Source organism: Pyxidicoccus xibeiensis (genome assembly GCF_024198175.1).
In the GTDB taxonomy this organism is placed as follows: Bacteria; Myxococcota; Myxococcia; order Myxococcales; family Myxococcaceae; genus Myxococcus; species Myxococcus xibeiensis.
Genome location: NZ_JAJVKV010000010.1, coordinates 37,838 through 56,851, shown reverse-complemented (window position 1 = coordinate 56,851; position 19,014 = coordinate 37,838). Strand labels below are relative to the sequence as shown.

19 protein-coding genes are annotated in these 19,014 nt (G+C 69.8%); 12 read left to right on the top strand and 7 right to left on the bottom strand.

Going from position 1 to position 19,014, the window contains the following annotated elements:
• Positions 1 to 86 precede the first annotated feature (86 nt).
• The 7 genes from LXT23_RS34660 (at position 87) to LXT23_RS34630 (ending at position 8,393) form a co-directional block, all read left to right on the top strand.
• A complete protein-coding gene (locus tag LXT23_RS34660) occupies positions 87 to 572 on the top strand; it encodes a cytochrome c family protein (protein WP_253984679.1) in 486 nt (161 codons plus the stop codon).
• 4 nt (positions 573 to 576) lie between these two features.
• On the top strand, positions 577 to 1,197 hold the full coding sequence (gene yihA / locus LXT23_RS34655; protein WP_253984678.1) for a ribosome biogenesis GTP-binding protein YihA/YsxC: 621 nt from the start codon (positions 577 to 579) through the stop codon (positions 1,195 to 1,197).
• 98 nt (positions 1,198 to 1,295) lie between these two features.
• Positions 1,296 to 3,236 carry a Vgb family protein gene (locus tag LXT23_RS34650; RefSeq protein ID WP_253984677.1) on the top strand — a complete coding sequence of 647 codons (1,941 nt, stop codon included), beginning with the start codon at positions 1,296 to 1,298 and terminating at the stop codon, positions 3,234 to 3,236.
• Positions 3,237 to 3,330: 94 nt separating this feature from the next.
• Positions 3,331 to 5,004, top strand: a complete 1,674-nt coding sequence (locus tag LXT23_RS34645) for a DUF6178 family protein (protein ID WP_253984676.1) — start codon at positions 3,331 to 3,333, stop codon at positions 5,002 to 5,004.
• A 148-nt stretch (positions 5,005 to 5,152) separates the two neighbouring features.
• Complete coding sequence (gene exoJ, locus LXT23_RS34640) at positions 5,153 to 6,445, top strand: spore coat polysaccharide polymerase ExoJ (protein WP_253984675.1); 1,293 nt, start codon at positions 5,153 to 5,155, stop codon at positions 6,443 to 6,445.
• On the top strand, positions 6,435 to 7,589 hold the full coding sequence (gene exoK, locus LXT23_RS34635; RefSeq protein ID WP_253984674.1) for a spore coat polysaccharide biosynthesis glycosyltransferase ExoK: 1,155 nt from the start codon (positions 6,435 to 6,437) through the stop codon (positions 7,587 to 7,589). Before exoJ ends, exoK begins: the two co-directional genes overlap by 11 nt.
• Positions 7,590 to 7,703: 114 nt before the next feature.
• Positions 7,704 to 8,393 carry a DUF4097 family beta strand repeat-containing protein gene (locus LXT23_RS34630; RefSeq protein ID WP_253984673.1) on the top strand — a complete coding sequence of 230 codons (690 nt, stop codon included), beginning with the start codon at positions 7,704 to 7,706 and terminating at the stop codon, positions 8,391 to 8,393.
• Positions 8,394 to 8,495: 102 nt separating this feature from the next.
• On the opposite strand, the gene LXT23_RS34625 is transcribed toward LXT23_RS34630, so the two are convergent.
• Genes LXT23_RS34625 through LXT23_RS34610 form a run of 4 tightly spaced genes read right to left on the bottom strand, consistent with a single transcriptional unit; the run spans position 8,496 to position 12,258 of the window.
• Positions 8,496 to 9,626 carry a quinone-dependent dihydroorotate dehydrogenase gene (locus LXT23_RS34625; protein ID WP_253984672.1) on the bottom strand — a complete coding sequence of 377 codons (1,131 nt, stop codon included), beginning with the start codon at positions 9,624 to 9,626 and terminating at the stop codon, positions 8,496 to 8,498.
• 8 nt (positions 9,627 to 9,634) lie between these two features.
• Positions 9,635 to 10,630 carry an amidohydrolase family protein gene (locus tag LXT23_RS34620; protein WP_253984671.1) on the bottom strand — a complete coding sequence of 332 codons (996 nt, stop codon included), beginning with the start codon at positions 10,628 to 10,630 and terminating at the stop codon, positions 9,635 to 9,637.
• A 47-nt stretch (positions 10,631 to 10,677) separates the two neighbouring features.
• Complete coding sequence (locus tag LXT23_RS34615) at positions 10,678 to 11,400, bottom strand: Smr/MutS family protein (RefSeq protein WP_253984670.1); 723 nt, start codon at positions 11,398 to 11,400, stop codon at positions 10,678 to 10,680.
• A 48-nt stretch (positions 11,401 to 11,448) separates the two neighbouring features.
• A complete protein-coding gene (locus tag LXT23_RS34610; RefSeq protein WP_253984669.1) occupies positions 11,449 to 12,258 on the bottom strand; it encodes a TerB family tellurite resistance protein in 810 nt (269 codons plus the stop codon).
• A 53-nt stretch (positions 12,259 to 12,311) separates the two neighbouring features.
• Between LXT23_RS34610 and folD the strand changes: the two genes are divergently transcribed.
• Positions 12,312 to 13,163 carry a bifunctional methylenetetrahydrofolate dehydrogenase/methenyltetrahydrofolate cyclohydrolase FolD gene (gene folD / locus LXT23_RS34605; protein WP_253984668.1) on the top strand — a complete coding sequence of 284 codons (852 nt, stop codon included), beginning with the start codon at positions 12,312 to 12,314 and terminating at the stop codon, positions 13,161 to 13,163.
• Between the two features lie 18 nt (positions 13,164 to 13,181).
• Here the strand turns inward: folD and LXT23_RS34600 are convergent, their stop codons facing one another.
• Positions 13,182 to 14,249 carry a hypothetical protein gene (locus LXT23_RS34600; RefSeq protein WP_253984667.1) on the bottom strand — a complete coding sequence of 356 codons (1,068 nt, stop codon included), beginning with the start codon at positions 14,247 to 14,249 and terminating at the stop codon, positions 13,182 to 13,184.
• 77 nt (positions 14,250 to 14,326) lie between these two features.
• Between LXT23_RS34600 and LXT23_RS34595 the strand changes: the two genes are divergently transcribed.
• Positions 14,327 to 15,253 carry a DUF6973 domain-containing protein gene (locus LXT23_RS34595; protein ID WP_253984666.1) on the top strand — a complete coding sequence of 309 codons (927 nt, stop codon included), beginning with the start codon at positions 14,327 to 14,329 and terminating at the stop codon, positions 15,251 to 15,253.
• Between the two features lie 111 nt (positions 15,254 to 15,364).
• Positions 15,365 to 15,658, top strand: a complete 294-nt coding sequence (locus LXT23_RS34590; protein ID WP_253984665.1) for a hypothetical protein — start codon at positions 15,365 to 15,367, stop codon at positions 15,656 to 15,658.
• Between the two features lie 21 nt (positions 15,659 to 15,679).
• Here LXT23_RS34590 and LXT23_RS34585 read toward each other — a convergent pair whose 3' ends face one another.
• Together LXT23_RS34585 and LXT23_RS34580 are read right to left on the bottom strand one after the other, a co-directional pair.
• The gene (locus LXT23_RS34585; RefSeq protein ID WP_253984664.1) at positions 15,680 to 16,111 is read right to left on the bottom strand and encodes an SRPBCC domain-containing protein; all 432 of its coding nucleotides are present in this window, start codon (positions 16,109 to 16,111) and stop codon (positions 15,680 to 15,682) included.
• Between the two features lie 575 nt (positions 16,112 to 16,686).
• The gene (locus LXT23_RS34580; protein WP_253984663.1) at positions 16,687 to 16,953 is read right to left on the bottom strand and encodes a hypothetical protein; all 267 of its coding nucleotides are present in this window, start codon (positions 16,951 to 16,953) and stop codon (positions 16,687 to 16,689) included.
• Positions 16,954 to 17,051: 98 nt separating this feature from the next.
• Between LXT23_RS34580 and LXT23_RS34575 the strand changes: the two genes are divergently transcribed.
• A complete protein-coding gene (locus LXT23_RS34575; RefSeq protein ID WP_253984662.1) occupies positions 17,052 to 17,996 on the top strand; it encodes an ADP-ribosylglycohydrolase family protein in 945 nt (314 codons plus the stop codon).
• A 299-nt stretch (positions 17,997 to 18,295) separates the two neighbouring features.
• Entirely contained in the window at positions 18,296 to 18,988 is a 693-nt protein-coding gene (locus LXT23_RS34570) for a DUF5819 family protein (RefSeq protein ID WP_253984661.1), read from the top strand.
• Positions 18,989 to 19,014: the final 26 nt, after the last annotated feature.

Sequence of the window (19,014 nt, the reverse complement as noted above, 5' to 3'; positions counted from 1 at the left end):
ATCACGAGACGCCTTGCCCCGTCCGGGGGTGTCTGCTAGTCCGACCCCCCATGCGCGCTCCTGGCTCCAGGATCCTGCCCCTCCTCGTGCTCACCTTCGCCTTCCAGGGTACCTCCGGGGCCGCCGACTTCGTCGGACCGGACAGCTGCAAGGGCTGCCACCCCGAGGCCTACGAGGCCTGGATGCAGTCCAAGCACGCCCGTGCGGAGAACTCACTCTCCGAGCAGCAGCAGAAGGACGGGCGCTGCGTGTCGTGCCACTCGCCGGACCAGGCCACGCAGACCATGGCCAGCGTCACCTGTGAGACGTGCCACGGCGGCGGCCAGTACTACTCGCCCGAGTACGTGATGAAGGACTCGGAGCTGGCGCGCCTGGTGGGCCTGGTGGACCCGTCCGAGCGGCAGTGCCGCTCCTGCCACGACGCCTCCTCGCCCTCCCTCCGGCCGTTCGACTTCAAGGAGTCGCTCAAGGCCATCGACCACTGGTCCGCGGAGCGCGCCCGCCGCGCGGGCCGGGCGGATGCCTCTACCACCTCCTCCACGGCGCCTCCCCCCGCCAGCGCCAAGAAGTGATTGCGTGATCAAGGTCCTCGACGCCCGTTTTGTCGTCACCGCCGTTGAGCCCAAGGGCTACCCGCCCGGCCACACCGCGGAGGTGGCCTTCGTCGGCCGCTCCAATGTGGGCAAGTCGTCCATGATCAACGCCCTCACCGGCCGCAAGAAGCTGGTGCGCGTGTCGAACACCCCCGGCCGCACCCGGACGCTCAACTTCTTCGACGTGGACCTGGAGTGGGGCAGCATCCGCCACCAGGTGCGCCTGTGTGACCTGCCGGGCTATGGCTTCGCCAAGGCCAGCAAGTCGGACAAGGTCCAGTGGGAGAAGATGATCACCACCTACCTCGAGAAGCGCCACCGCCTGGAGGCCGTGGTCAGCATCATCGACGCGGAGGTGGGCCCTACCCCCGACGACCTGGCCACGCTCGACTACCTCCAGGCCCACAACCGCCGCATCCTCGTCGTGGCCACCAAGGTGGACCGCCTCACCAAGTCCCAGCGCAAGCCCCGCATGCTGGAGCTCTCCAAGGCGATGGACCTGCCCCTGGAGGTCATCCTCCCGTTCTCCGCGACGGAAAAGCTCGGTGTGGATGAAGTCTGGAAGGCGCTGCTGGCTTCCTTCGGGAAGTCAACCCGGGTGTGACCCGGCGTCAGGGTTGACCTGCCACGACGTTCCACGGTTTCCTCATCCCCTCTGAGGGGGGGCAGCTTCGCGCCATTTGCGGCGCAGGAGGTCTCATCATGCGCCAACAGTTTCTTCTGGCCGCCGTGCTGGCCACGGTGGCTTTCACGGCCTGTAGCTCGGGCAACGGGGCAGGGAAGCCGGACGCCGGCCCCGGCGGCGGAAACCCCCAGACGAACCAGGACAGCGGCACCGACGGCGGCGGCACGGGCGGCCCCGACGGTGGGCCGGGGCCGAGCTCGGACGGTGGCCCCGTGGTGGGCGTGCCGCCCGGCGGGTTCGACCTGGACGGGGGCGTGTCCAACGGCTCCGTCATCGTGGATGGCGTGCAGGTAGACCCGACGGACGGGGCCATCATCCTGGGCGGCGGCAGCACGGCGCTGGCCTTCGCGTGGATTGCGAACAACAACGCGGGCACGGTGTCCAAGTTCGACACGCGCACGGGCAACGAGGTGGGGCGCTACCACGCCGTCATCCCGGTGGACGGCAAGGGCATGCCCAACGGCCTGCGCGGCAACGAGGGCAACAACCCCAGCCGCACCGCGGTGGACCTCTTCGGTGACGTGTGGGTGGCCAACCGCGCGGTGGGCGTGCAGGGCTCGGTGACGAAGATCTCCAACAGCAAGGCCTACTGCCGGGAGCGCAACGGCATCGCCGGCATCCAGACGAGCGAGGACAAGAACGGCGACGGCCGCATCGACCCGGCCACGGAGATGATCATCCCGCAGAACTGGACGGACCCGACGCAGTACGACGAGTGCCTCCTGTTCAGCACCCCGGTGGGCCCGGCCAGCACGGACGCCGTCAAGGCGCGCGCCATGGCCATTGGCCAGGGCATCGAGGGCAGCGCGGGTGACATCTGGGTGGGCATCTGGGCCAACGCGCGACTCATCAAGCTGGACCCGGACAACGGCCAGCAGGTGCCCGTCAACAGCGCGGGCGCCATGGACATCGAGGTCTTCCAGGCGGGCGCGGGCCCGTACGGCGCGGCCATCGACCGGCAGCAGCGCCTGTGGATGGTGTCCGCCAGCCTGAACCCGCTGAAGCTGGCGCTCGTGGACACGGGCAACGGCGCGGTGGTGCGCATCGACAACAAGGCGTTCATCTCGCCGCCGTCGACCCTGGGCAGCTCCGGCGCGTACGGCCTCGCGGTGGACGGCCAGGACCGGGTGTGGGTCGCCGGCTGGGAATCCGGGGCCAAGGCGTTCCGCTACACCCACAATGGCCTGTCCACGGCCCTGGGTGAGTGGCGGATGTTCGACTTCTCCGGCGCCATCAGCCAGATCAACACGAAGATGCGGCGCGGGCGCGGCATCGCGGCGGACTCCGAGGGCTTCATCTGGATGAGCTCGGACCGGGGCACCCTGCCCGGCGACGACGCGCAGGTGCGCAACACCTCGCAGCTCATCGGCTTCAACGGCGACACGGGCGCCATCAAGAAGTTCCAGGTGTCGGACGCGCAGCAGGCGGACTTCATCGACGCGACGGACAGCGCCTCGGCCACGGCCATCGGCGTGGGCCTGGACGCGGACAACCACCCGTGGGTGAACAACAACTCCGGCAACGTCATCCGCGTGGACCGGGACTCGGGCGCCGTCCTGCGCACGGCGCGGCAGAGCAGCGGCCTGTACACGTACTCGGACTTCACGGGCTACCAGCTGCGCAACTTCACCGCGCCGTCCGGGACGTACAAGCAGGTCTTCACCGGCTGCGGCAGCAACACCATCTGGCGCACGGCCACGTGGGACGTGGTGAAGCCGCCGGGCACGGACATGAACGTCTACATCACCGCGTCCAACCGGCGTGATGGGCTGGACAACCCGGCGAACCGGAAGGGGCCGTTCGTCTCCCAGCCGGTGGACCTGGTGGCGGCGGGCATCAGCAAGGGCAACTACCTGCGCATCGAGTTCGAGCTGCGCTCCACCGACCGCGTGCTGGGCAACACCCCCCGGCTGAAGTCGTTCGACGTCAGCTTCGAGTGCGACATCGTCATCAGGTAACGTAGGAGCAGGCGGCTGCCCCGCAGTCGGGTAGCCGCCTTTCCCGGGTGCGTTCCCCTCCCGACCCGGGAGGGGGTGTGGTAGGCACCCCGCCGTGTCTGAAAACGGCAAGGGAAATGGCAGGGACGCGCAGCTCGCCCCGCGCGAGCTGCGTCAGCGGCTGATGAGGTTGTCCCCGCGTCAGCGGGTGGATGCCCTCCTGGAGGCCCCCGACGCGCGCAAGCTGGTGCGCTCGCTTCCACCGGAGGACCTCTACGTCACCATCCAGGAGCTGGGGCTGGCGGACGCGACGGAGCTGGTGCAGCTCGCGTCGCCCGCGCAGTTCCGCGCCTTCGTGGACCTGGGCGGCTGGCAGCGCGACAAGCTGGACCCGCACGCGGTGCTCACCTGGCTGCGCGCCGCGCGCGGCGGGGTGGATGACGCCGAGGAGTTCCTTCGCAAGGTGCACGCGGTGGACCTGGAGGTGGTGGAGTACCTCCTGCGCGAGTTCACCGAGGTGCATGACCTCGAGGAGAACCCGGACGTCAACCCGCAGGGCGTGACGATGGAGACGCCCGAGGGCCGCTACCTCGTGGAGTTCAAGCTCGAGGGCGTGGAGATGTCCGCGATGCGCTCGCTCGTCAACGACCTCATCGCGGAGAACCCCTTCGAGGCCGTGCGCCTCTTCGAGGCCGTGCGCTGGGAGATTCCCAGCGAGATGGAGGAGAGCGCCTTCCAGTTCCGCCGGGGCCGCCTGCTGGACCTGGGCTTCCCGTCGCTGGAGGACGCGGTGGCCCTGTTCAGCCGCGTGGACGTGCCCCCCGCACCGGACGTCACGCGTGCGCCGGGCGCCGCGCTGGCGGCCACGGGCGGGCACGTGGACTACCTGGAGGCGGCCTTCCGCGGGCTGACGATGCTGGAGCGGGAGAACGCCGAGGACGAGCTGCGGGGCGTGGCCAACGCCGCGCTGGTGGCGGAGCTGGCGGACCCCGGTGACCTGGACGCCACGCGCCGGGTGGGAGAGATGGTCCGCGACTACCTGTCGCTGGGCCTGGAGCACCTGACGGCGGCGGACCCGGGCCGCGCCACGGACGTGCTGCGGGACACGCCGCTGCGCCGCGTCTTCCAGGTGGGCTTCACGCTGACCCTCCAGCTCAAGTTCCGCGCGGACCGGCTGGTGAAGGCGCCGGGCGCCCTGCTGGAGGGCGTGCTGATGGTGCTGCCGGAGGAGGCCGCCGCCATCGAAGCGCTCCGCCGCAAGCGGCCCCGCCGCGCGCTGCGGGTGGATGGCGCCGAGCCCGTGCCGTTCCGCTCCCTTCGCGAGGTGGCCTCCAGCGAGGCGCTGCTGGCCCGCGCCGAGGCCCAGGTGGCGCTCTTCCACGCGGTGCTGGGCGGCTCCGAGGCCTCGGCGCGCGAGGCGGTGGCCCGCTTCGGCGTGCCGCTGGAGACGCTGGGCCTGGAGCGCCTGCTGGCGGCGGTGGTGGCCATGGCGGTGCTGGAGGGCCGGGCGGACGCGCGGCCGGTGCCGCTGGGCCGCACGGTGGAGCTGGGGCAGCGCCTGGTGGAGGGCACGCCGGAGGAGCCCCGGGTGCGCGCCTCCGCCGCGGAGCGGGCCCTGGCGGGCCTGGAGGGCGCGGTGCCCCCGGAGGCCCGGGGCGAGCTGCGGCGCCTGGTGACGTTGACGCTCGGCCGCCTGGTCTCCGAGCTGGGCGCCGCGTGGCTCCAGGAGGGAAGGCTGGACCCCATCGCCTCCGCGGTGCTGCCGATGGAGAGCCACCCGGTGCCGTAGCTTTTTCAGTCCTGGCCCACCCCGGCGCTCGGGGTGGCCAGCCAAGCGTAGAAGATCCAGGGCTTTGCCCGGCGGCTCCGCTGGCATGCCCTCTGCTTGAGGCAGGGCGCGCGACTGTACGCGAGGCAACTGCCAGGAGGCGGAGGGAATGGTGCCGGGTGAACTGGGGCAGCGCCGTGATTTGTGGGCCTTCTATGCGCTGACCGCGTTCGCGGCGGTGATGTACGCAGTGCCGGGTGAGTGGATTCCCGCGCTCGCACCGCTGCGGCTGGCGCTGGTGACGTCCGGTCTGGCCGCCGGGTTGATGGTGATGCGCAGGCTGGGGCGGGCGGAGCCGCTCTACGTGGACGGCTCGCGGGGGCTGGCGCTGATCGGCTTCTCCACGCTCGCGGTGGCCTCCATCTCGTGGTCGCTCAACCCCGAGGTGACGCAGGCCACGGGCATCGAGCTGCTGAAGCTGACGGCCATCTACCTCACCATCGTCAACGTCATCACCACCGGCCGCCGGCTGGCGGTGATGGCCGGGGCCATGGTGCTGGCGTCGGTGGTGACGTCCATCGGCGTCATCGACTGGTACTTCACGGGCGTGGACCTGGTGGAGGGCTTCCGCGCGCGGTGGGTGGGCGTGTACGCGGACCCGAACCACATGGCCATGAACCTGGCGCTGGTGGTGCCGCTGGCGGTGGCCTTCGTGGCGCGCAAGGGCAGCGCGTGGGTGTGGCGGCTGGCGTGCCTGGCGGCGGCGGTGCTGGCGGTGACGGCCATCGTCCTGTCGCACTCGCGCGGTGGCTTCATCGGCCTGTCGGTGGCGATGGCGCTGTGGGCCGTGCGCGAGAAGCGGCGCATCCAGGCGATGGTGGTGGGCTCGCTCTTCGTGCTGGGCCTGCTGGTCTTCGCCCCGCAGAGCTTCTGGCAGCGCAACGAGACGGTGGCGTCGTTCCAGGAGGATGCGTCCGCCATGGGCCGCGTGTACGCGTGGCAGGTGGCCAGCCGCATCAGCCTGGACAAGCCGCTGCTGGGCGTGGGCGCGGGCAGCTTCCGCTACGCGTGGCCGCTGTACGCGCCGCCCGAGGCGCGCCGGGCCTACGTGGCGCACAACATCTTCCTGGACGTGGTGGGAGAGCTGGGCTGGGTGGGCCTGGCGTTCTTCCTGGTGTTCGCGGGCGGGGCCGCGGGAGGCGCCTTCGAGGCGTCGCGGGACAAGCAGATGGGCTGGCTGGCGCGGGCGCTGTCCGCGTCGGTGGTGGGCTACCTCGTCTGCGACTTGTTCTCCGGCTACATCCTGTCCGCGCACTGCTACGTCCTCTTCGGCCTGGCGGCGGCGGCGCATCGGATTGCGCGCACGGCGGAGGCCACTTCGACTTCGTTGGCGGTGGGGAAGGTTCCGGCTCCCGGTGGGCCGGTGGTGGCGTCGTGGGAGGGGTCCGGACATGCGGCGTGAGGAGGTGCGGATGGGGCGGGAGCCCCTCCGCCTGGTGCAGTTCACCCGGTCGTTCCATATCGGTGGCACGGAGGTGCAGGTGCTGGAGTTGCTGCGGGGCCTGCCCTCCAGCTACCGGCTCCAGGTCTCCGTGCTGGAGGACGCGGGGCCGCTCATGGGGGCGGTGTGGAAGCTGGGCCATGCGCCGGAGTCCTTCCCGCTGAAGGGCTCGGTGGCCCAGCCCAACACCGCGTACCAGGTGTACCGGATGGCGAAGTGGCTGAAGGCGCACCGCGTGGAGCTCGTCCACGTGCATGACTTCTACTCCACGCTCATCGCCGTGCCGGCCGCGAAGCTGGCGGGGGCGAAGGTCATCGTCGGCCGGCTGGACCTGTCGCACTGGCAGGGCCGGGCGCGGCGCCTGGTGCACGCGAAGCTGACGGGCCTGGCGGACCACGTGGTGGCCAACGCGGAGGCCATCCGGGGGATGCTCGTCAACGACGAGGGCCTGCCCGCCTCTCGCGTGTCCGTCATCCACAACGGCCTGGACTTGCCGCGCTTCGACGCCCGCGTGCGCGAGGGCCTCAAGGGCCCCCTGCCGGACACGCGCGGCGCGCCGGTGGTGGTCCACGTGGCCAACATGAACCACCCGGTGAAGCGGCAGGAGGACCTGCTCGTCGCGCTGGCCATGCTCCGCCACGCCGGTACGCCGCTCCATGCCTGGCTGGTCGGAGATGGCCCCCGCCGGCCCGAGCTGGAGCGGCTGGCCGGGGAGCTGGGCGTGTCCGACACCGTCCACTTCCTGCGCCACCGCCCGGACGTGCCCGCCATCTACGCGCGCGCCACCTTCGGCGTGCTGTGCTCCACCGCGGAGGGCATGTCCAACGCCGTCATGGAGGGCATGGCCGCGGGGCTCCCCATGGTCGTCACCCGCGTGGGCGGCAACACCGACCTCGTCCTCGACGGCGAGCGCGGCCTCGTCGTCCCACCCGAGCAGCCCGCCCAGCTCGCCCAGGCCTTCACCCAGCTCCTCTCGAATCCCGAGAAGGCAAGAGGATTTGGGCGGGCCGCGCGCGAGTTCGTCAGGCGCGAGCTGTCGCTGGAGAAGATGGTCCGGCTGCACGACGCCCTCTACCAGCGGGTGGCCCGGGGCACTGGCACCTGAGGGCTTGTCAGGCCGCATGTCAGACCGGCGTGGATACTTCCGCGCCGTGGGTCGCAATCACGGGCAGGGGAGACCGTAGGGAGGGGGGACTGTCACCCCTACCGAGGACCTCCCATGCATCTCGCCCTGCTGCTCGTGCTGGCTGCTGCCCCGGCAACATCCCAGACGTGGAAGTTTGAAACGGATGGCACTCCGGAGGTCCACATCGCCAATGTTGATGGCGCGGTCCGGGTGGATGCGGTAGACGGGAATAGCGTGGTTTTCGAGGTGGTTCGGGAAGGCCCGGAGAAGTCGCGGAACGAAGTAGAGGTCGAGGTTGTCCAGAAGGGCGACGTGATTCGGGCGCAGGTGTGCTGCGGGAAGTGTGAGGCGGAGCAGCGCCGCTGCCTGGGGGACCGGAATCCGGTCCGTTTCACGGTGAAGGTGCCAAGAGGGACGGAGCTGCACGTATCCGCAGTGAGTTCTCCGGTGACGGTGGCGGGGGTTGTGGGGGAGCAGGAGATTTCGACCGTCAACGGCCGTGTGGAAATCAACGGCTCGGAGCGACAGCTGTCGGTGAGCTCCGTTGATGGTGAGGTGGTGTTGGCGCCGCGGAAGGTCGTGACTACTTCTGTGAGCACGGTAGGCGGGGATGTCCGGCTGAAGCTGCCGGCAAAGGCGGATGCCAGGGTGGAATTCACCTCGGTGGGAGGCCGTTTCAACGGGAGCACGGTAGCGCTCGGGTCTCAGGAAAAGACCTACGGCGCCGGCTCCCAGGCTGTGGAAGTGACGACGGTGGGCGGCTCGCTCTCCGTCCAGGAATAGCTTTCGAGGCCCGTCAAGCACTGGGCCCGGGGCGCTCGCCGGTGAAACTCCAAGGCGCCGGCGAGCGCTCATTTTTTTGTCCCGAAGTCCCTGGTCGCCGGCCTACACGTGCTCCCGAGCCCCCACCTGTGGGGCGGGCGGGGGAGCGGTGGTGCCGGGGCCCCGGTGATCCGCGCCAATGGCGTCCGTCACCTGCTTGAAGCCGTCACGGGCGAGCAGGGTGGCCAGGGCGGGGAGGATGCGGCCCACCATGCCGGGCCCCTCGTAGATGAAGCCCGTGTAGACCTGCACCACGGACGCGCCCGCGCGCAGCTTCTCGTAGACGTCCTTCGCGGTGAAGACGCCGCCCACGCCGATGATGGGCAGCGCGCCGCCGCTGCGCAGGTACGCGCGGCGGATGACGGCGTTGGCCGCCTCGCGCACGGGGGCGCCGGACAGGCCGCCGGCCTCCTTCGCCAGCGGGTGCTCGAAGGGCCGGGCCACCGTGGTGTTGGTGGCGATGAGGCCCGCGAGGCCGCATGCGCGCACCACGTCCACCACCTCGTCCACGGCCTCGGGCGTGAGGTCCGGGGCAATCTTGAGGAAGAGCGGCTTGCCGGGCGCCACCGAGGCCAGCCTCGCCTGCACCGCGCGCAGCAGCTGGCCCAGCTGCTCGGGCTCCTGCAGCTTGCGCAGCCCGGGCGTGTTGGGGGACGAGGCGTTGACGACCACGTAGTCACCCAGGGGCCCCAGCGCGTCCACGCAGGCCACGTAGTCGTCCACCGCCTGCTCCAGCGGTGTGTCCTTGTTCTTGCCGATGTTCACGCCCAGCGGGCCGGGGCGCCACGTGCGCGCGCGCAGGCGCGTGGCGGCGTCCTGGGCGCCGTGGTTGTTGAAGCCCATCCGGTTGATGACGGCGCGGTGCTCCGGGAGGCGGAACAGGCGCGGCTGTGGGTTGCCGGGCTGGGGGCGGGGCGTGAGGGTGCCAATCTCCACCGCGGAGAAGCCGAGCGCGAAGAGGCCGTCCACGGCCTCGGCGTCCTTGTCCAGGCCGGCGGCCAGGGCCACGGGGTGGGCGAAGCGCAGGCCCGCCACCTCCACGGCCATGCCGGGCGTGGCGCCCTCGAGCGCGCGCTCGCGCAGGGCCTCACAGAGGTCCCGGGCGCGGCCGAGCTGGTGCAGCCCGGCCATGCCCAGCCGGTGCGCGCGCTCCGCGGAGAGCTGGAAGAGGAGCGAGCGGGTGAGTCCGTACATGGGCACGCTCAGGCGGGGATGAACGAGGACTGGCGGGCCCAGGCGAGCGTCTGGTCCACCTGCTCGGGCGTGAGGATGCCGTTCTGCTCGATGATTTCGATTTCCCGGCGCATGTCCGTCTCGAGCAGGTAGGGGCCGTCGGTGTTGATGGTGAACTTCACCTTGCGGTCCCAGAAGGTGCGGACGATGTGGCGCAGCTCCTCCACGCCCTCCACTGCCTTGGTGTGCAGGTTGGACGTGGGGCACAGCTCCAGGACGATGTCGTTCTCCCGGAGCACCTTCATGGCCGCCTCGTCGTACGCGGCGCGGATGCCGTGGCCGATGCGGTGCGGCTTGAGCTTCTCCACCACGGCCATGACGCCCTCGGCGCCGGTGCCCTTCGTCTCGCCGGTGTGCACGGTGCACTTGAGGCCGGCGCGGCGCGCGCGCGCGAAGAGGTCCTCGTACTGCGCCACGACCTCCGGCTTGAGCTCCATGGCGTTGGTCTCCGTGCCGGCCAGGTCGATGCCGTACACGCCGCGGCTGCGGTACTTGATGGCCTTGTCCACGATGATGCTGTTGAGCCGGTGGTCGAACTCACGGGCCAGGCAGAAGATGAGCCCCATCTTCACGCCGTACTCCAGCACCGCGCGGTCCATGCCGCGCAGCGCGGCGTGGATGATGTGGTCCAGGTCCAGCTCGGAGTTGAGGTTGCGCTTCATGGGGTTGAAGCGCAGCTCCATCTGCGTCACGCGGCTGCCGCGGTACTCCTTGCCGATGACCTCGTAGACGGAGCGCTCGATTGCGCTGGGCGAGGACTGGATCTTCTCCGTCCAGGTGTGGAGGATCTTCAGGTAGTCGTCGAGGCTGCCCACCTTGCCCGGACGCGAGGTGATGAGCTCCACGAAGTCGAAGTAGTTCTTTACGGGGAGCTTGAAGCCCTGCTGGTGGGCGATGGACCAGAGGATGTGGGGCGCCACCGCGCCACCCACGTGGATATGCAGGTCGATGAGATCGCGTGCCATGGCGGCATGTATGCACAGGCCAGGGCGCGCGTAAAGGTTGCCGCCGGCTACTTGCGGAGCAGCACGTAGACGGCGCCCGAGCCACCGTCCTGCGGACGTGCGGTAGCGAACGCGAGCACCATGTTCCCGATGCGCTTCTGCGCCAGCCATCCGCGCAGCTGCTCCTTCAGCACGGGGACCTGGTCCTTGGAGTTCAAACCGCGGCCGTGGATGATGAGGACGCACCGCTTCTTGGCGCGGCGGCTGTCGCTCAGGAAACGTTCCACGGACTCCCGGGCCTGGACCTGCGTCTGGCCGTGCAAGTCGAGGCGGTCCTGGATGGCGAAGTCGCCCCGGCGCAGCGAGCGCAGCAGGTTCCGGTCGATGCCGGGGCCGGCGCCCTCGAAGGCCTCGTCGGTGCCGGAGAAGTCGAAGTCCCCAGGGCCTGCGACCAGCTCGGACAGCTGGGCCAGGGCCTCGGCGTTCTCGTCGATGATTTCCGGCAGGCGCGGGTTGGGGGCGGGCGGCGGCTCGCCGCGGTGGGTCACCTGCTTCACGCCGTCCATGGCGGAGTAGAAGAGGGCGGCCTCGTCCTCCTCGCGGACCTTCTCGGCCTTCTTCGCCTTCATGGGAGGCGGGGGCGCGGCCTTCTTCTTCGCGCTCTCGGCGGCGGCCTTGTCCTGGGCCTCCTTCTTCTCCTGGTCCTTCAGCGCCTTGATGGCGGACTTGAAGGGGTTGTTGTGGAACGCCTCATCCTTCTTCTTCGGGGGGCCGCTGCGCTGCTGGCTCATGGCGGGGAGTGTCCTCGTCCTGGGCGACTCTGGGGATGTAATCCGGCGCTACAGGCCGCGCAGTCGCCGTATCTCTTCGTAGGCGTCACGGACCTCCTGGAAGCGGCGGGCGGCCTGCTCGGCGGCCTGCCTTCCCAGGTGGGAGACCTTGTCCGGGTGGTGCTCGGCGGCGAGCCGCCGGAAGGCGCGCTTCACGTCCGAGTCGCTGGCGTCCGGGGGCAGGCCGAGCACGGCGTAGTGCGCGTCGGCCTCTCCCAGATGGTGGGCGGCGACCTCATGCTCTTCGTCCTCGGACATGCCCAGCCCCCGGGCCGCGCGGCGCAGCGCCTCCCGCTCGGAGCGCTGGAGCGAGCCGTCCACCAGGGCCAGCTCGAAGAGGCTGTCCAACAGCCGGCGGCGCTCGGCCGCAGGGAGCTGGGCCTGGCAGGCGTCGGCGGCGGCGTCCAGGTCGGGCGGGCGGGCGAGGAACTCCTTCAGGTGGCTGCGCACGAGCTGGAGCGACTCGGGGCCATAGCCGAGCACCTGCTCGAAGTAGCGGCGAATCTCCCGCACCTCCTCGCGGCGGACGTCTCCGTCGGCATGGGCCACCTCGATGAAGAGGGCGCAGAGGTCCCTGGCGAGCTGCCGGCCCTCGTCGTCTTCCGGGCCGGTGTCCGGTTCGTTGGCGAGGTCCTGGAGGGACACGGGCGGGAAGTCGGCCATCACCTCGGGGGACTCCAGGGGGAGGGCGTGCTGCTCGTCGTAGAAGTGACCGGCGACGCCCCCGGCGATGGCGAGCAGGACGATGGCCAGGGGATTGCCGATGAGCAGCCCCACCATCAGTCCAATCATCGCGCCCAGAACCTTGCCCGCGCCCATGTCCGAGGTTTCGCTCCCTTCCTGGCGGGGAGTTTCGCACATAGAGTGCCCGCGTGATGGCCCAGTTGATCGACGGCAAGGCAGTGGCGGCGCGGGTCCGGGCAGAGGTGAAGGCGGAGGTCGCGCGCCTCAAGGCGGAGCGCGGCATCGTCCCCGGCCTCGCGGTGGTGCGCGTGGGCGAGGACCCCGCGTCGAAGGTCTACGTCACCGGGAAGAAGAAGGCCGCCGAGGAGGTGGGCTTCAACTCCTGGGAGCACCACCCCGACGAGAGCATCACCCAGGAAGCGCTGCTGGCGCTGGTCGCGAAGCTGAACGACGACCCGGCCGTGCACGGCATCCTGGTGCAGCTGCCGCTGCCGAAGCACATCGACCCGGACGTCATCATCTCCGCGGTGAAGCCGGAGAAGGACGCGGACGGCTTCCACCCGATGAACGCTGGCAACCTGCTGCTGGGGCGGCCGGCGACGCGGGCCTGCACGCCGTACGGCATCATGCGGCTGCTGGAGGAGGTTGGCTGCAACCCGGCCGGCAAGCGCGCGGTGGTGGTGGGGCGCAGCAACATCGTGGGCAAGCCCATGGCGCTGATGCTGCTGCAGAAGAACGCCACGGTGACCATCGCCCACAGCAAGAGCGACGTGCGCCGCGAGGTGGAGGGCGCGGACATCGTCGTCGTCGCGGTGGGCGTGCGCGAGCTGGTGAAGGGCGAGTGGATCAAGCCCGGCGCGGTGGTCATCGACGTGGGCATGAACCGCACGCCCGAGGGCAAGCTGGTGGGCGACGTGGAGTTCGCCGCGGCCTCGGAGCGCGCCTCCTTCATCACCCCTGTTCCCGGAGGGGTGGGGCCGATGACCATCGCCATGCTCATCCGCAACACGCTGGAGGCCGCCAAGCGCGCCGGGAAGTGAGGCCCGGTGGCCTCGTGGCTACCCGCCGCGCAGCCAGCGCTCCAGCTGCGTGCGCTTCTTCCCACGCAGGCTGGTGCTCAGGCTCATCCCGTCGAAGTTCCACCGGAGGCCGAACTTCCCGGCCGCGCTCGCGAGCCACGCCGGGAGCTTGTCCGGCTCGCACGTCCCCAGCTCCAGCTCGTCGCACTGCACCTCGTCGCTCTTGAAGGAGGTTCTCTTCGAGCGGAGCACGTCGACGGCGTTGACATCGGTGAGGCTGACGGCGAACCAGCGCGCCTTGCGGCTGTCGACGGTGAGGTGCACCTGGTACCGGAACTCCCGTATGCCCTCGGACGCGGCGGAGAAAAGGAAGACCTGGAACCAGAAGGTGTCGAGCTCACCGAAGCCGAGGGCCTGCGCGAAGCCGAGCGCGGGGGAGCGGGCCCGCCGTGCGGCGATGAGCGCCTCCAGGCGCGAGAACAGGTCCTCCATCACCGGCGTGGCGCGCGCGTGGGTGCGCAGGTTCTGGAGCCGGTCCAGCTCCCAGCCCTGCGTCCGCACCGCCCGCTCCACGTGGGGGATGAACGCGTCGACCGACGCCTCCGACGCATCGGCGGCGAGCACGGCGAGCAGAACCAGGGGCACCTCCTCGCACGCCACGGCGGCCGTCTGCAGGGCCTGCAGGACGCGCGGCCGCCTCGCCAGCGCCTGGATATTGGCCCGCTTCTGCTTCGAGCCCAACGCGTACGAACTCTGCAGGTTGAGGAGGAGCTGGAGCGCCTCGTCCCAGTCGGCGGCGAGTGTGTCCGCCTCCGCGTCGCGCGGGACGTACTCGCGGAGGATGAAGGCGTCGGGCCTCCGGTCGGCCTCGAGCAGATCCAGGAGGGCGCGGATGACCGGCACCGGGAGCCGCCGGCACGTCCGCGCGAAGAGCCAGCTGGCATCGCCCCTGTCGCCGATGAGGCTCAGCGCGGCCCGGGCCGCCAGCACCGGGTCCACGTCGTCCGGGAGCGCCTTGAGCACGTCGAGGAGGCCCGGCGAGCGGTCGTGGTAGTGCGGATTCCGGAGGGCCTGGTCGACCTGCTCGGATGTGGGACGTTTGGGCATGTCCTGGCTCGCGGCAACTTCCAACCCGCGCTCTCCGATAATGGGAAAAGTCATTCGTTTCATAGGGGGAAGCCTTCATGTCCATCTCTTCCATCGGCCGTGACCTGATTGGCGGCGTCGCGAAGCGCCTCGGCATCTCCGGGCCCGAGCAGACCCGTTCGACGTCCCAGCCCCAGTCCCAGCCCGCGAGCGGCCCCACGTCGCAGCCCCGCGTCCAGGTGGCCGGGTGGGATGGCACCAGCTCCTTCGATTCCGGCAGGACGGGCTCGGGCTCGGGCTCGGGAACCGGCGCGGGTGTGGGCGCGGCGGCGGGTGCGGCCGGCGCCGCGGTGGCCGGCCGTCCCGACCTGGCGGGCATCGAGCGCGACTACCAGGTCCAGGACGACACGATGGTGAAGTGGCGCCCGAAGGGCCTGGGCATCATCCCCGTACCGTTCGCCGGCGAGTACAACGTCACCCAGACCGAGGCGAAGCTGCTGGACAAGCTCTCCGTCGACCGGGGCCTGCTGGGCCTGAACAAGTTCAACGACATCAAGGACCAGGCCTTCGACGTGTCGGAGCGGCTCTACCCGAACCCCTCCAGCGTCCCGGGCGGGATTGCGCCGGGCGACCAGCAGGAGTGGATGAACAACGACGGCCACCGCGACGCCTTCCGTCACGCCTACTGGAACGCGCTGATGACGCGCGAGTTCGGCGCGGAGTGGACGCAGCAGTTCGCCACCGCGCACGAGGGCCTGCCGGGCAACTACGCCGACCGCGAGGCGATGGACCTCTACAACAACCAGGTGGGCCGGGAGATTGCCCTGGCGAACCCCAATGCCTCTCCCGAGGAGCTGGCCACGCTGGTGCAGCAGGCCGTGACGGACGGGCGGATGGTGGTGCTCGACGACAAGAGCAACCTCCAGTGGAGCGACCGCGTCCCGTACGGCCAGCACGGCCTGTCGGACCGCGTCCCGGGCACGGGTGGCCAGCCGCTGCCTGACGGCAACGCGAGCGCGCGGTAAGCTGCATCGATGAGCCAGGGGGGGCCGGTTGCCCGTAGAATGGGGAGCGCGCGACGCTGGAAGCTCTTCGGCGTCGCGGCGGCCCTACTCATAGCGCTGGGGGTTTATCGGGTGTCGACTTCGCAGAAGGGAGCCTTCGACTCGGAGCAGTGGAAGGCGCAGAAGGGCAGTGGTGCGCGCAACAACCCGCGCGTCGGCATGGTGGTGGACCTGCAGCGGAAGCACACGCTGGAGGGCATGAGCCGCGACGACGTGCGCAAGCTGCTCGGCGAGCCGGACCGGCAGCACGGCACCAGCGAGGTGTACGAGCTGGGCGCGTCCCCGTTCGGTCCGTCGTATGAGTCCTTCGTCATCGACTACGACGCGGGCGGCAAGGTGACGCAGGCGCGCCTCAACCGCAGCTGACGTGTCCCCGGCGCGCCTGGCTCAGCGCGCCGGGTGGGCCTCGGCCTTTGCCTTGAGCGCCTGGGCAAACGCGTCGAAGGAGGGCTGCAGGTCGGGAATCGACTTCCCGATGAGGCCCGCGAGCGGGCCGGTGAAGACCTCGCTCATCGAGAACTCCACCGCGTCACCCGGCACCTTCGTGAGGGTGAAGGTGCGCGCGCCCTTGAAGAGGCCGAGCGGCATGCGGCTCGACCAGACCATCCGCGTGTTGGTGACGAACTCGCTCACCTTCACGGGGAAGGCTCGGCCGGGGCTGACCTTGGCGTGGACCTTGATGCGCTCGCCTTTGGCGATACGGCCATCGACCCACTCCACGGTCGGGTTCCACGCGGGGTAGGCCGGCGCATCCGTGAGGAGCCGCCAGATGCGCTCGGGCGTCGCCTGGATGGTGGTTCGGGTGCTGAAGCTCTTCATGGCCTGGCCCCTTTGCTCAGTCACCGTCCTCGCGCGTTCCCGAGCTGCTTCCGCCGCCCATCCTGGAGCCGCTGGTGCTGCGCCCCAGGTCCGAGCCTGTGGTGCTGCTGCCGCCCGTGATGCTGCCTCCGCTGCGCCTCGGGCCGCGGGTCCGGGGCGCGAAGACACTCGTGCCCGTCGAGCTGGCCGTGCCGCGAGTGCCGACCGTACTGCTTCCACCGTGCCCGCTCGCGGCACCCGCGGTCGTGCGGCTGCCCGTCGTGCTCGGACTCGAGCCGCGGGCGCTCGTGCTACCGCCCTGGCTCGTGCCGTCAGCCTCCGGAGCCGGGCGCTTCGCGCAGCCTCCTCCCGCCATCGCGCCCGACACCAGGGCTCCCACCAGCAGCGCACCCCTGACGTTCCTTATCCGCATGACGGTTCTCCCCCGACCCTTGAGGGTCCGTCCAACGGTGGGAAGTCCGCAGGGGAACCGGTATCGCTCCAGGGGCCCGGGCCTCCCGGCTCGTGTCGACAGACGGCGAGGCTGCCTGGCCTCCCTCGGGGGCACTCCCGTGCTCTCCGGGTGATACGGAGGGCTACGTCACGCAGCGGCCAGGGCAGGGGCAGGTGAGGCACTGCTGTTGTTCACAGGTGCCTTCCGAACAGTCCGCATCCGTCGAGCACCCTTCGAGGCAGTGGGCGGCTTCGTTCGGGCAGCCCGCGCAGGTGTAGTCGATGCTGCACTGGGTGCTGGACTGGCAGACACCGCCAGCGGGAACAGTGGCGTCGTCGCGGTTGCGGTGGGTGCCACCGCAACCGGCAAGCAGGCCCACCGCGAGCGTCAGGAACATGAGAGTTCGCATGCGCCGCAGTATTCCATGGCGCGCGCCATCACGCGGGAGGGTGGCACGGGTAAAGCGTTTGGATGCAGGATGGCCGGGGGGCAGGGGAGAGTGTACACATGCCGACGCGCGAGGAACGCATTGCTGGTGGGCTGTACGGGCTGTTGATTGGTGATGCGCTCGGGGTGCCCTACGAGTTCCACTCGCCCGGGCAGATTCCGGCCACCGAGGCCATCGAGTTCGAGCCGCCCGCCGGCTTCCACCGCGCGCACGACGGCGTGCCCCCGGGCACCTGGTCCGACGATGGGGCGCATGCGCTGTGCCTGCTGGACTCGCTGCTGTACCACGGCCACCTGGACCTGGAGGACCTCGGCCGGCGTTTGGTGAACTGGTACGAGTGGGGTTACCTCGCGGTGGACGGCAAGGTGTTCGACGTCGGCATCCAGACGAGCACGGCGCTGGCCCACTTCCGCGCGGGGGCGCCCGCGCTGATGGCCGGGCCGAAGGGCGAGCGCGACAACGGCAATGGCTCGCTGATGCGGGTGCTGCCGATGGCGCTCTGGCACAAGGGCGACGACGCGAAGCTGGCCTCGGATGCGATGACGCAGTCGCGGGTGACGCACGGACACATGCGCTCGCAGGCCTGCTGTGCGCTGTACTGTCTATGGGCCCGGCGCATCCTGGAAGGCGCCGCGGACCCGTGGGCCGACGCGCTGGCCACCTTCCGCGAGCTGTACCCGGAGGGCTTCGAGGCGCGCACGGAGCTGGACACGAACATCGTGCGTCCGGACGCGGACGAGCCACCGGGCAACGGCTCCGGCTACGTCGTGGACTGTCTGCGCTCGGCGAAGCAGTGCGTGGTGGCGGGCCGGGACTACGAGGGCGTGGTGAAGGCGGCCATCCGGCTGGGGCACGACACGGACACGACGGCGGCGGTGGCGGGCGGAATCGCCGGGCTCATCCACGGCGTGCAGGGGATTCCCGAGCGCTGGCGCTCCGCGCTTCGTGGCAAGGAACTGCTGGAGCCCTTGATGAAGAAGCTGCTGGCCCACGCCCGGGACTGAGCCAGGAAGCAGCGGACATGGCGCCGAGTCCTCATGCCAGGGAATGCATGCCGGCAAGGGCTCCGCGTCAGTCGTCCGTTTTGCTTCTTTGTCTTGTTTTTCCGGGATGAATCGAGTTTTTGCTGCCCTGGGCCTTATTCCTTCTCACGAACGCATGTCAATGCCCCGGGGGGAGTGAAGTCTGACCCTCCAGGAATTGTCTGTCTTCGCTGTAGCCCCTATTGACTGTTGTTTCTGTATGGCAGTAGAAATCAGACCTTGCTGGTGCTTGTGATTTCCCTTGCGCGCGAGGTGTGTCTTTGGCTGACAAGGGTGGAGATGCTCTGGGCAGGCGGTTGGTTCGCATTGCTCCTGCGGTGTTGTTGCTGGTCATTGTGATGCATTTCGGAATCACCCTTGCATATCTGACCCCCATCAATCCGGCGAAGTTGAGAGTGTCCTCGCTGCTGGATGGCTATATGGAGCCATTCTTTGCTCAGCGCTGGACTCTTTTCGGGCCGGACGTGGCGGCACGGACGAAATACCTCCTGGTTTCCTGCCGCGCAGAGGATGCGCGGGGAGAGGTGCGTGAGCATCCCTTCGTCAACATCACCCGACCTTTGCGTGAACTGAAGCAGCGGCATCGGCTGACGCCAGCAGACCGCCTGGACAGGGCGCAGCTGGCGGGAGTGAAGATGAGCCAGGCTCAGGACGACGAGGTCGCCCGCCGCTTGCTGGAGAAGCCCGAAGACAGCGAGCCGTATCGTCAAGCGGTTGCCCTGGTGGAACAGCAGCGCAAGCAACGGCGTGAGCGAGGCTTCCGGCTGGTCATTCGTGTGGCCTCAGCGGCATGTGCAAGCCTTCATCCCGGGGAGCAGATCCGTGACGTCCGGGTCCGTATCGCAACCATCCAGGCGCCTCCCTTCTCGCGCCGGATGGAGCCAGAAGAGTCGGGTGAGACTTCATACGCGGACTCTGACTGGCATCCCTTCGAGGCAACGGAGACGCTGTGAGCCCTACACATTCCGAGGTGGCTCAG